This window comes from Nostoc sp. NMS4 (assembly GCF_017115095.1).
Lineage (GTDB): Bacteria > Cyanobacteriota > Cyanobacteriia > Cyanobacteriales > Nostocaceae > Nostoc.
In genome coordinates this window covers 15,146-27,192 of record NZ_JABXKI010000240.1, presented here as the reverse complement: position 1 = coordinate 27,192, position 12,047 = coordinate 15,146, and the positions used below count along the sequence as shown (strand labels likewise).

General features: G+C 44.2%; 9 protein-coding genes. 1 reads left to right on the top strand and 8 read right to left on the bottom strand.

The window, feature by feature from the left end:
• Positions 1-137: 137 nt before the first annotated feature.
• Positions 138-1,514, bottom strand: coding sequence for a cobyrinate a,c-diamide synthase (locus HWQ37_RS21845; protein ID WP_292750777.1), 1,377 nt, complete (start codon positions 1,512-1,514; stop codon positions 138-140).
• A gap of 394 nt (positions 1,515-1,908) precedes the next feature.
• On the opposite strand from HWQ37_RS21845, the gene HWQ37_RS21840 reads away from it, so the two are divergent.
• Positions 1,909-2,544, top strand: coding sequence for a glutathione S-transferase family protein (locus HWQ37_RS21840; RefSeq protein ID WP_292750775.1), 636 nt, complete (start codon positions 1,909-1,911; stop codon positions 2,542-2,544).
• 120 nt (positions 2,545-2,664) lie between these two features.
• On the opposite strand, the gene HWQ37_RS21835 is transcribed toward HWQ37_RS21840, so the two are convergent.
• The 7 genes from HWQ37_RS21835 to HWQ37_RS21805 form a co-directional block, all read right to left on the bottom strand.
• On the bottom strand, positions 2,665-3,069 hold the full coding sequence (locus HWQ37_RS21835) for a mannan-binding lectin (protein WP_292750773.1): 405 nt from the start codon (positions 3,067-3,069) through the stop codon (positions 2,665-2,667).
• 265 nt (positions 3,070-3,334) lie between these two features.
• Positions 3,335-4,717 (bottom strand): glucose-6-phosphate dehydrogenase assembly protein OpcA, encoded by a 1,383-nt coding sequence (opcA, locus tag HWQ37_RS21830; protein ID WP_292750771.1) that lies wholly within the window; start codon positions 4,715-4,717, stop codon positions 3,335-3,337.
• A 108-nt stretch (positions 4,718-4,825) separates the two neighbouring features.
• The gene (gene zwf, locus HWQ37_RS21825; protein WP_292750769.1) at positions 4,826-6,355 is read right to left on the bottom strand and encodes a glucose-6-phosphate dehydrogenase; all 1,530 of its coding nucleotides are present in this window, start codon (positions 6,353-6,355) and stop codon (positions 4,826-4,828) included.
• A gap of 135 nt (positions 6,356-6,490) precedes the next feature.
• Positions 6,491-7,636 carry a transaldolase gene (gene tal, locus HWQ37_RS21820; protein WP_292750767.1) on the bottom strand — a complete coding sequence of 382 codons (1,146 nt, stop codon included), beginning with the start codon at positions 7,634-7,636 and terminating at the stop codon, positions 6,491-6,493.
• Between the two features lie 396 nt (positions 7,637-8,032).
• Complete coding sequence (gene fbp / locus HWQ37_RS21815) at positions 8,033-9,082, bottom strand: class 1 fructose-bisphosphatase (protein ID WP_292750765.1); 1,050 nt, start codon at positions 9,080-9,082, stop codon at positions 8,033-8,035.
• Positions 9,083-9,649: 567 nt separating this feature from the next.
• Positions 9,650-10,729, bottom strand: a complete 1,080-nt coding sequence (locus HWQ37_RS21810; protein WP_292750763.1) for a M4 family metallopeptidase — start codon at positions 10,727-10,729, stop codon at positions 9,650-9,652.
• Between the two features lie 397 nt (positions 10,730-11,126).
• Positions 11,127-11,783, bottom strand: a complete 657-nt coding sequence (locus HWQ37_RS21805; protein ID WP_292750761.1) for an HD domain-containing protein — start codon at positions 11,781-11,783, stop codon at positions 11,127-11,129.
• Between the last annotated feature and the right edge of the window lie 264 nt (positions 11,784-12,047).

Here is a 12,047-nt window from a genome sequence, read left to right as displayed (position 1 = left end):
CCCCTTTGCAAGGGGGGATTAAGGGGGGTAATTCGACTTGTGTATACACCGTAGCCTTAAAAAGGGGGGAACTTCTAAAGCCCCCTTTTTAAGGGGGTTGGGGGATCTCAGTGCGTAAGTCCTGGTTAAATCCAGGTTCATGAAGATGCTACTTTTAAACATTCTTTAAGAAACTGCTGGGGAATTTCTCTACTTTCTCCCCAATGCAAATGAACATAAGAAGCATGAACATTTGCAGGTAAACCCCATCCTTCGTATCCCATATTTTCTTCACAATCGTAGCGAGAAGTTTTAAATAGAGGGTGAGTGGGAGTTAAGGTTAAATGGGAACGATGAAACTCATGTCCGTAAACAGTTGTATTTGCTTTAACTAACAAATTATCTTGCAAAGCGACTGCACGACGATAGCCCAAAGTTAAACGCCCACCCATCACAGCAGATGTTGGTATAACTCCCACCATCGACCAAGGTTTACCCTCAAAATCGATAATTTGCTCGCACAAATACATCAATCCTCCACATTCGGCAATTGTAGGCATTCCTTTAAGTATTGCCGTTTTCACTGCATCACGAACGATAGTATTTTCTGCGAGTTGCTGGGCAAAAACTTCTGGGAAACCACCGCCAAAATACATTCCCTGAATATCTTTTGGTATGTCAGCATCTTCTAAGGGACTCCAGAAAACCAATTCTGCGCCAAGCTGTTGCAGCAAATCGAGATTGTCTTGGTAGTAAAAATTAAAAGCGCGATCGCGGGCTACTGCAATCTTAACTGGGGATGAGCGAGATAAGGAGGCTGAAGCAGAGGGAGAAAGAGGTTCTGATTTTAACAGAGGTAATAAACGTTGCCAGTCGAAGCAAGTATCTCCTAAATCGGCGAGGCGATCGATTAAAGCGTTGAGTTCGGGAAGTTCGGCTGTGGGTACTAAACCCAAATGGCGATCGGGAATTGTGATGTTATCTTGACGGCGCAGTACGCCGATAATAGGTAATTGTAAGGGTTCTAGGGAATCTTTGAGGAGAGAGAGATGGCGATCGCTGCCGACACGATTTAATACTACCCCAGCTATTTTAATTCGCGGATCAAAAGATCGATAGCCGTGAGCGATCGCAGCTACAGAACCAGATAAACGACTACAATCAATCACCAACACCACAGGTAAATCTAACAGCCGTGCAATGTGTGCGGTACTTGCAAAGTCAGTTGATTTTTGCTTTTCTTGCCCATGCCCAATTCCATCAAACAATCCCATTACCCCTTCTACTAGGGTATATTCACTCAGTTGGCTATGATGGGCAAAACATTGCTGAACGTAGGCTTCAGAAGTCAATACGGGGTCTAAATTGCGACAAGCACGACCGGTTACGTGTTGATGAAACATCGGATCGATGTAGTCTGGCCCTACCTTAAAAGATTGCACCAAGCGATCGCTACGGCGTAAAGATGCTAAAAGGGTGAGCGTGACTGTTGTCTTACCCACCCCACTACGTTCCCCAGCAATGACTAAAGCCATAAATGAAACAAATTAGATTTTTACAGCAGTTTTCATGTATTTAAACCACAATTATAAGACCTAACCCCCAACCCCTTCCCTACTAGCGTTGGGGAGAAAATCAAAGCCTCTCTCCTCGTAGGAGAGAGGTTTGGAGAGAGGTCTATTTGTGTGGTTCATTTACCTGAAAATCGCTGTAATGCAGCAACTATTTTGACTATTGGCTGTGTGTCTATCGTCGCTTTTTGCAAAAGCAGATGCACCAGTTTCTCCAACCGACTAACTCAAACTTATACCAATTAGAAACAAGAAAACTAGCCAATTAGGGGAGTTAGGCTGGAAACGTCTGTTTAATAATACAGTTGGAGATTAGCTGAAATCAGATAATAATCAGCTACCAAAAGAGGAACGTTTTATGATAATAGTGCATCATCTTAACAACTCGCGATCGCAGCGTGTGCTGTGGCTACTTGAAGAATTAGGTATTGAATACGAGATCAAATTCTATGAACGCGATGCCAAGACAATGATGGCACCGGAATCGCTGCGCCAAGTCCATCCCCTCGGTAAGTCACCAGTAATTACAGATGCAGACTTAACGATCGCTGAGTCGGGTGCAATTATCGAATACTTAAGCGATCGCTACGGTAATGGTCGGTTAGTCCCAGCATCCGGTACACCGGAACATTTGCGCTATAAGTATTGGCTGCATTACGCCGAAGGTTCTGCAATGCCACCATTGGTGATGCAGTTGGTATTGAGCAATTTCGGTGCAGGGGACAGCCCCGTGGTTAGCGGATTCGTCGCGCCCCAGATCAAACTTCACTTTGATTACATAGAGGGCGAACTCCGTAAAAATACGTGGTTTGTAGGTGAAGAATTTACCGCCGCCGATATACAAATGAGTTTTCCCCTAGAAGTAGTCGCTATGCAAAGAGAAGAGGTCGAGAACCGGCCAAAGCTCAAAGAATTTGCCGATCGCATTCACGAACGACCTGCTTATAAACGCGCCCTTGAGCGTGGAGGCAAATACGACTTCTCTTTTCAATAGACTTCTTGATGAACCAAAAGCCCTAACCCTAAATTCTTCTCCCAAGCTTGGGAAAGGGACTTTGAAATTGCCCATTCCCGATGAATTTAGAGAGCTACGTCCGTCTTACGGCGGAGTAGTTCACTCTTTCACAATCTGACAAATAGACTCTTTTCCGGGTACAGTGGTTCTCCACTGCCCATTCCATCGAGCATTATGAGATTGAGCAGCTACAGGGCATTTAACTTTTGCATCATCATTGTTCCAGATCGGCCCTGCTTTTACATTGAAAACTTTGGATACACCACAAACAGACTCTTTTCCGGGTACAGTGGTTCTCCACTGTCCATTCCATTGAGCATTATGAGATTGAGCAGCTACAGGGCATTTAACTTTTGCATCATCATTGTTCCAGATCGGCCCTGCTTTTACGTCGAAAGCAGAAGCTTGACTACAAAAACCAAAAACAGTAGAACTGCCAATAACAACTGTACCGAGAGACAGCAAGAATTTCTTTTTCATGGATTGCTGAGAGTTGGTAGACATGATTTTTAACTTGAAAAAGCTAAGTTTACTTGAACATAATGGTTCAACTAGGACTACATGATTTTTGCTCTAAATTCCATAAATATTTACAGACTTATTTGCTGACTTTTGCCGTTAAGTCTCAAAAATCTTGCTAATAAAGGATTCTGGATAAATCACACAAGGAAAATAGAAAAACCCTCTAGATAATTGAAATATCCAAAAATCTGAAGGGCTTGTGTTTGATTTCCGCAATTTTGGTAACTTTTATGCTATCCAAACGAAACTAATTATTTGTTGCCAACTTGAAAATATTCGCTGTAATTCCCAAACTTTCTTCAAAAAGTGACTCGCGTCCCCAGCGTTGTACCTGCTGACTCAGCAAAGCTTCCGCCTTTTGTTCTGAAAGTGAAGTCACCTGTTGAAACAGACCGGCAGATTGAGCGCCGCCGTGAGTTTCCATCCGCATACAACCACCAGTTTCGGAGCAAATTACTGTACCACAGTCTGCCTTCGGATTGGTCGAACTGAGGCGCAAAGCAATCAAGTCGCCAATAATCTCACCCACATCAGCAAGGGGAACACCCGCTAATTCGGTTTCTATTTGCCGTTGGTCTTGGGCAATAAAGTTAATGCGAGTGATATCATAATCTCCGGTTTCCTTTTGATAGGAAACTGGCTGCCATTCGAGACGACTTGCTAACCAACCCAAAAACAGCAATGCTTGTGCGGGGTTGCCTTTTTCGTAATCAATAGTTACTCGGTCAACTTCCCGAAGCGCAGCCCGACGATGAGGTGAGTCATAAGCTTCAGCTGTCAATTCCTGCCATGCTGACAGGCGACGCCAATTGAGATCGGCTAGGGGAACCCCACTTTCCACCAAATCTTGGAGGTGGAGTAAGTCACTTTCTGGCTCGTTAAAGCGGCAAGAATCTACAATCACATTATTGCAAACTGCTGACAGCCGCTTGAATAGACCGTTATTGGGGTCTGGTGTTGCTTTCCACCAAAGAAACTTTGGTAAGCCGCCAATCAACAAGGCTGGAATCATCCCACCGATGCGTTCTAAGGCAGCAGCAGTTCCACTGAGAGTGATGTATTCGCAGCAAATTAGTGTCCTTGACGATTGCTTTTGGATGGGGCAATAGGCAGAAACTTGAGCCTTGACCCCTGTATCTTCGCCAGTAATGGGAAATAGGGCGATGATGCGGCAAGGGTTGCGGAGGGCAATTTCATCGGCAATTCTGGGGCTTGGAGCATTTAAGCTTAAGCTGGGAAGTTCAATAGAACCATTGTCTCCCGTAGCGCTGTTTCCTTGACGTTTGATGAATTCTTCTCTCAAGATAGCCAGGGTTTCAGGAGTTGCGGTTCCAGTATCTGGCAGTGCATATTTTGTCTGCACTTGCCGCAAAGCAGCTACCATCTGAGGCCCTAAAATCCCATCAAGCGGGCCGTTGTAAAATCCCAAAGTAGCCAATAGATACTGGGTTTCTTCCGGTTCATAAACCACTAAGGTAAATGTAGTAGCCCGAGTAGCAGCAGGAAGTCCACCGTCCTCGCCAGTGATGCCGTAACTTTGCCAAATTTGACTCAGTTCGGTATCTATTTCGTTAAGCGAAATATCTTTGGGCGTTTGAAGTGAATAAATTGTCGAAGCTTGGGGAGCCATAGGAAGTTTTGGATTTTGGATTTTGGATTTTGGATTTTGTCATTCGTCATTAGTCATTTGTCATTTGTTGTTACTAGTGACTAATGACCAATGACTAATGACTAATATTTACAGTCTGCGCCAGCGCCGGCCATCCTGATTAATTAAGAATTCTGCTTCTGCTGGTTCCCAGGTACCGGCTTCGTACTGGGGAATAGTATTTGCGTCTGCGGGTGCATCCCAAACGGAAAGGGCTGGTGTTACTACCTGCCAAGCGGCTTCTACTTCGTCCGCGCGGGTGAACAATGTTTGATCGCCCATCATACAATCAAGGAATAAGCGATCGTAAGCATCGGATGTTGCTTGGATGCCAAAGGAACCGTAACTAAAGTCCATGTCAACAGAACGGGTGCGGAATTCTGCCCCTGGCATTTTCACATCAAAACGTAGAGAAATACCTTCATTTGGCTGAATCCGCATCGTTAAAATATTGGCGTTTGTCTGTTGCGCGGCAGATTGAAACATCCGAGATGGAACTTCGCGGAAGTGAATCGAAATCTCACTGACTTTTTTCGGCATCCGCTTTCCGGTACGCAAGTAGAAAGGCACACCTTTCCAGCGCCAGTTATCTACCAAAAACTTCATGGCGACGTAGGTAGGTGTGGTGGAGTTGGGATCAACGCCTGGTTCTGTCCGATACCCTGGCGCTGCTTCACCTTTCATCCAGCCAGCACTATATTGACCGCGTACTGCCGAACGTGACAGATTGTGAACATCAGCTAAACGAGTAGCTTGGAGTACCTTCACTTTTTCTGTGCGGATGCTGTCGGCATCCATTGCATTGGGTGCTTCCATTGCCGTTAGACAGTAAAGTTGCATGAGGTGATTTTGCAACATATCCCGGAGTGCGCCGGCGCTTTCATAGTAACCAGCGCGGTCTTCCACTCCCACGGTTTCTGCTACGGTAATTTGTACGTGGTCAACAAATTGACGATTCCACAACGGCTCAAAAATTGCATTTGCAAAGCGGAACACTAGCAAATTCTGGACTGTTTCTTTACCCAAGTAGTGGTCAATGCGGTATACTTGGTTTTCTTTGCAAAATTTCTGCACCACTTGGTTAAGACTTTGGGCAGAAGCCAAGTCTCGACCAAAGGGTTTTTCAATTACTAGACGATGTTTGTAGGCATCTTCTAGCATCCCGGCGCTTCCTAGCTGCTTAATCGCTTCGGGAAAGAATGAAGGGGCAACTGAGAGGTAAAACATTCGATTACCTCGCGTGCCCCGTTTTTCGTCTAATTCACTTAATAAGTTTTTGAGTTTCTGGTAGCCTTCGGGGTTGTCTATATCTCCAGGGCTGTAGAACAGACCTTGAGAGAAATCTTGCCAGAGTTCCCCTAAATCGACATCAGGATGCGCCTCTTCCATGCCCTTTTGCATTTGTTCACGGAAGTATTCGTGGCTCCATTCTCGACGTGCCACACCGACAATAGTAGTTTCTGGGGGAATACGCCGTTCTCGCCGCAATTTGTAAAGCGCTGGCACTAGTTTGCGCCAAGTGAGATCGCCAGAAGCGCCAAAAATGACTATAATCTGGGGTTCGGGCATCCTTTGTTGTTGCAGACCAACGCGCAAGGGATTTTCTAGCAGACTAACCATAACAATTTTGGGTTTTGGGTTTTGGATTTTGGATTTTGGCTTAGGGATTGGGAAACGATTTTAGATTTGCAATTTTGAATTGGACTTCAATCTAAAATCGCAAATCCAAAATCCAAAATTCCCAATACCCAGTCCCTACACTGGTGACAATACCTTGATTTTGTCTTCTAAAGAGTTCATCAAGGACTGGAAGGGCTGGATGAATTTGTCAATACCATCGATTAACAGTTCATCCATTACGGTATCGAGATCGATGTTGATGTCGGGATCTTTGAGGTTTTCGATCAGTGTGTAAGCTTTGTCTAAATCTGTTTCTAAGCGATCGCTTACGTTACAATGATCGGCACAAGCTTTAATCGTCGCTGGTGGTACGGTGTTGACGGTATCACGGCCAATCAACTCTTCGATATACATCACGTCTCTGTAGTTGGGGTCTTTGGTGCTGGTGCTAGCCCAAAGTAGCCGTTGTACTGTGGCTCCTTTTGCTGCCAAATCTTGCCAACGCTCGCTTCTAATGATTTTCTTGTATTCTTGATACGCAATCTTAGCGTTAGCGATCGCTATTTTCCCTTTAACAGCTCTTAGCTTTGCTTCCACAGAAATATCATCAACACCTTTTTTCAACTTAGCATCAATCTTGCCGTCAATGTTGCTATCGATCCGGCTGAGGAAGAAGCTAGCGACTGAAGCAATTCTACTGATGTCCTTACCTTCAGCCACCCGTTTTTCTAAGCCACGAATATAAGCGATCGCTGTGTTTATATAGCTTTCTACAGAAAACAGCAGCGTAATATTAACATTCATCCCTTCGGCTATTACCTGTTCCACTGCTGGCAAGCCAGGTTCTGTACCGGGAATTTTAATCATCAAATTTTCCCGACCAACTTCTTGGAAATAGCGCCTAGCTTCGGTTATTGTTGCTTCAGTATCATCGGCAATGGTTGGCGGGACTTCGATACTCACATAACCATCTAGTCTATTCGAGGCTTCATAAACAGGGCGTAAAATATCACAGGCGTTACGGATATCTGCAAAAACGAGGGATTCGTAAATTTTGTCTATGGGTAAGCCAGCCCGAACTCCAGCTTCGATATCGGCATCATAAATAACGTTACCAGCGATCGCTTTTTCAAAGATCGCTGGGTTAGAAGTAATCCCAGAAATCCCTTGATTTTCAACCAGTTCTTTGAGTTCCCCTGATTGAATAATGTCACGGCTCAAATTATCCATCCAGATACTTTGACCGTATTGGTTAATTTCTAGTAGATGATTGGTAGCCATAGCTAGTTTATTTCACTCCTGTATAGTGATGCTTCTAAGTAAATTTGGCAAAACGCATCAAATATTGATGGTTACTTTTGAATTGTGGCGTTGCCAATTACTTATCGCATCGGCCAGCTGAGATAATCTTTAATTGATCTTCAAAAAGCGCTATTTTGCATTCCCAATCCTAAATCACCATGATTAACGTTTAATTAATGGCAGATGAGAGTACAGCACAGAGGAAATAAGTCACTCTTCTAAAACGTCTAAAACCCTTACGTAACAGTAATTACGAATTACGTTAGCGCAGCGTTAGCGAGTCATTGATAGCGTAGCGGTAGCGAGTATTCGTTCGCTTTTAGCGTCTCGTAGAGAGCGTCGCGTCATTACGAATTACGAATTACGAATTGTCTTCTAGTGTCCGTTTTGAATAAAAGACTCCACCTTTGCAACATCTTCTTTGCTACCAATAATTAAAGGCGTGCGCTGATGCAGTTTTTTTGGCACTACATCCAAGATATTTACCAATCCTGTAGTAGCACGGCCACCTGCTTGCTCAATCAAAAAGGCGAGAGGAGCCGTTTCATAAAGCAAGCGTAATTTTCCTTCTGGGTTTTGAATTGTGCCTGGGTAAAGAAACACACCGCCTTGAACCAAAATTCTATGGATGTCGCTCACCATTGCGCCGCTATAACGAGCGCTGTAGCCTTCTGTGCGATGAACGTAGCGGATATATTCTCGAATCGATTCTTCCCACTGCCAAAAATTACCCTCGTTCACGCTGTAAACAGAACCGTGGTTAGGAATGCGAATATTTTCTTCTGTGAGAATAAACTCTCCTAAGCTAGGGTCAAGAACAAAGGAATGAACCCCCTTACCTATAGTATAAACCAGCATTGTGCAAGGCCCATACAGGATGTATCCGGCAGCGAGTTGCTTACGTCCGTTGGTGAGGAGGTCAGTTGCTTTGCCATCGCTATCAGTTCCTTCTTGTTGGCGAATGGCGAAAATGGAACCTAAGCTGAGATTATTATCAGTGTTAGATGAGCCATCAATTGGGTCATACAGCAGGGTATAGCGGCCAATGGGGCAATTTTCGGGGATGTAGTAAGGATTTTCCATTTCCTCAGACGCGAGGCGACAGACTAAGCCGCTTTGCTTAAACACTGAGATAAATACATCATTGGCATAAACATCCATCTTTTTGACGGATTCGCCTTGGACATTAACTTCCCCAGTAAATCCGAGAACGCCTTCCATTAAACCGGCGCGACTCATGCGACGAGCAACCAGTTTACCCGCCAAGGCGATGCGATTCATCAGCGCACTTAAATCTTGTGCATCTGGCGAAAAACTCTGAAGTTGCTGGAGAACGTGACGGGATAAGGTTGTACAGTCACGATCTAAAGCTCTGTCTGTAGCATCGTAGGTAGATAAGTCTAAAGATTCTGGCGCTTTAGTCATTTTTATGTTCTCCGCAGCCACTAGCTGTTAATTGGGTTTTAGTCATCTATAGCAACTTATAGTTGCTGCTTCTATCTTAGAAAGGTAATTTGATAACTTAGATGCGACTTTAGATAAACTAAAGAAATCAATCTTCTGTCACCCCTGCACCCAGAGTTTAGCTACTTCGACTTAACACGAGTTTCTCAAGGGGGCGGCTATGCCTCGCATCCTCTCAACAAAACAAAATCCCCACATTTGCGTCAGGGATTATAGGTTTACTTTGAAACATTAATACGAAACTACTATCAGATTTGCCCAAGGCAAGCAATTTCCCTGGTCAACTAAGATACTTTTGGTTGCAGCCAGAGGATGAGTTTCAGTTCAGAAATGTGTAGGTTGGGTTGAGGAACGAAACCCAACATTTTCCTGGGTTTGTTGGCTTTGGCAAAGCCTCCAACGCCACTTGCTACAACTCGGGGAACCCGCGCAACGCAGTGGCTCCCCAACCTACAATTTTTTTTGCAACATTTTAGCCTTGCCGTGCTACTACGAATATTCAAAACCTACGCAGTATTGCCCTAACTCCTAGATAACTCCTACCTTTTGCCAAGCATTCTGCACAGCTTTTTGTTCATTACTATCATTACCGTAGAGTTCGCCAGCAACTTGAATAGTGACGTTGGCAGCTTTTTTAAAATCTGCTTTGGCACGTAAGCGATCGCGTAAAGCTATATACCATATTTTACCAGCTTTTTCCCAAGCATACCCACCAATATCAACAGCCGCTAGATAAAAGGCATGGTTCGGGATTCCTGAGTTGATATGCACCCCGCCGTTATCATCAGTACCAGTATATTTATCTTTGATATGGGCTGGTTGGGGATCTTTACCCAATACCGGATCATCATAAGCTGTTCCCGGTACTTTCATTGAGCGGAGGGCAACACCTTTGACTGTCGGTACTAAAAGGCCTTCACCAATCAGCCAATCTGCCTCTTGTACAGTCTGATTTTTGGACTTTTGTTTCACTAAGGAACCAAAAACATCAGAAAAGGACTCATTCAGTGCGCCAGGTTCGCCATAATATTGTAAACCCGCTTCATACTGAGTTATCCCATGAGCTAACTCATGCCCAATCACATCAATTGATTTTGTAAAGCGCTGAAACATTTCTCCGTCGCCATCACCATAAACCATTTGGTCGCCGTTCCAAAAGGCGTTGTCATATTTAGCGCCATAATGCACGGTGGAGTCTAAACGTAGTCCTTTATCATCGATGGAATTGCGATCGAATATTTCATGAAATAAGTCATAAGTAGCACCAGCAGCATCGTAGGCTTCATTCACTGCGACATCACTGCTTGGTGGATCTCCTTCAGCACGTACCAATGTGCCAGGTAGTTGCTGCCCATATTTGGCATCGTAGATGGTGCGGCGCTTCTCACCCGGCGAAGGTGCAAAGGAGACAATACCTATTACATCTCTGCGCCCGCGAAGCTGTGCTGAAATATTTAATGTATGAAAAGCCCAACTCCGCTGCTGAGGATTGCCATTCACCACGACATTTTCTAGCATGTGGGGTGGGACTATACAACAAATAGGGCATCTAGAGTAAAGTGGATACTCATGCTTGAACCGGGCTGATTTCTTTTTATTTCGAGCCATCCAAGATATTCTCCTTTTGAAACTAAGTGATTCTTACAGTGGCTTAAACTCCACTGGAGAAAGGAGCAGAAAAACGAATCCAAATCGCGTGTCTCTGATTTCTTTTCTGAAGAAAATTTTCTACTCTGTGTTTTCGGATAGGTCTGTAGAGGAATTCATAATACCTTCATGGGTACTTCTGATGTGGAAATTTTGTATAAAAACACGAAGCCAGCTTAATTACCGCAAGTTTCAGCCAAAACCCTTGTGTTAGTTAGCAAGACCCCCTTTACAGCACCTAATGCGTTTATATAGGAATCATATTTGATTTCTGAAAAAATCGCAGTAGTCTTGCGGTGGCGTGGCAAGGCTAAAATATTGAACGTATTGTGGCAGTCCCTGCTAAAAGCACGGGGTTTTAAACCCATTTTTCTGATAAAGACTGAATTTCTGCTTGGATATTGCCACGAGCAGATGGTTCGGCGAACTCTGACATTAAAGGCGTAAAATAAATACGCGATCGCTGTAAAAATCTTTCTAAAACCTGCTGACGACCTGTGATATAATCTTCGTCTGTTACCCAGCTATATTCCTGGCGGATAGCATGGGCATATTCTTGATACTCCAATGTGTTAGTAGCCAAAATCGCTAAATCTGCATCAAGTAGAACTTGACTATCATAGTCATTCACCGCCGCTTGGTGGTCTTTAGTATTCAGAATCAGACGGGTTACAGTAGTTATAGTACTTTCTGAAATAGCTAAATTACTCAGCAAATCAAAAGCATAGTCTGCACTTCGTTCTTCATTATCTTCAGCTTGAGAGTCATATACTACATCGTGAAACCAGGCGGCTAGTTGAACAGCAGCTAGGTTGTTGGTATAGCCTTGCAAAATCTCAATTGTGCTGAGGACGCGCTCGACGTGTTTCAGTGTATGGTAATAGCGATCGCGGGTAGAGTAAGCTGCAAGCAAGGGATTAAAGGCTTTCTCAGCCGCAACTTGGTCAACACCAAAGGATTGGAGCGTGTGTTGCCAGTTAGAAAATAAAATATGCGTAAGGTTTTCTGTAGGCATAAACGTAATATTCACACTCTTAGTATGACTGAGCTAATCTCTTGTGTTGCAACATCTGTCTAATAAAATTAGAAATATATCAACAAAAGGATAACACTTGTTGTTGAATTGGGCATTGGGCATTGGGCATTGGGCATTGGTTATTAATTCTTCTCCCACTGCCTCCCCTGCCTCCCCTGCTCCCTCACTCCCTCATCTCCCTCACTCCCTAATCTTGTGACAGCGAAATGAAAGCGTCAAAATAGAAGACACGGGCTTTGTCCA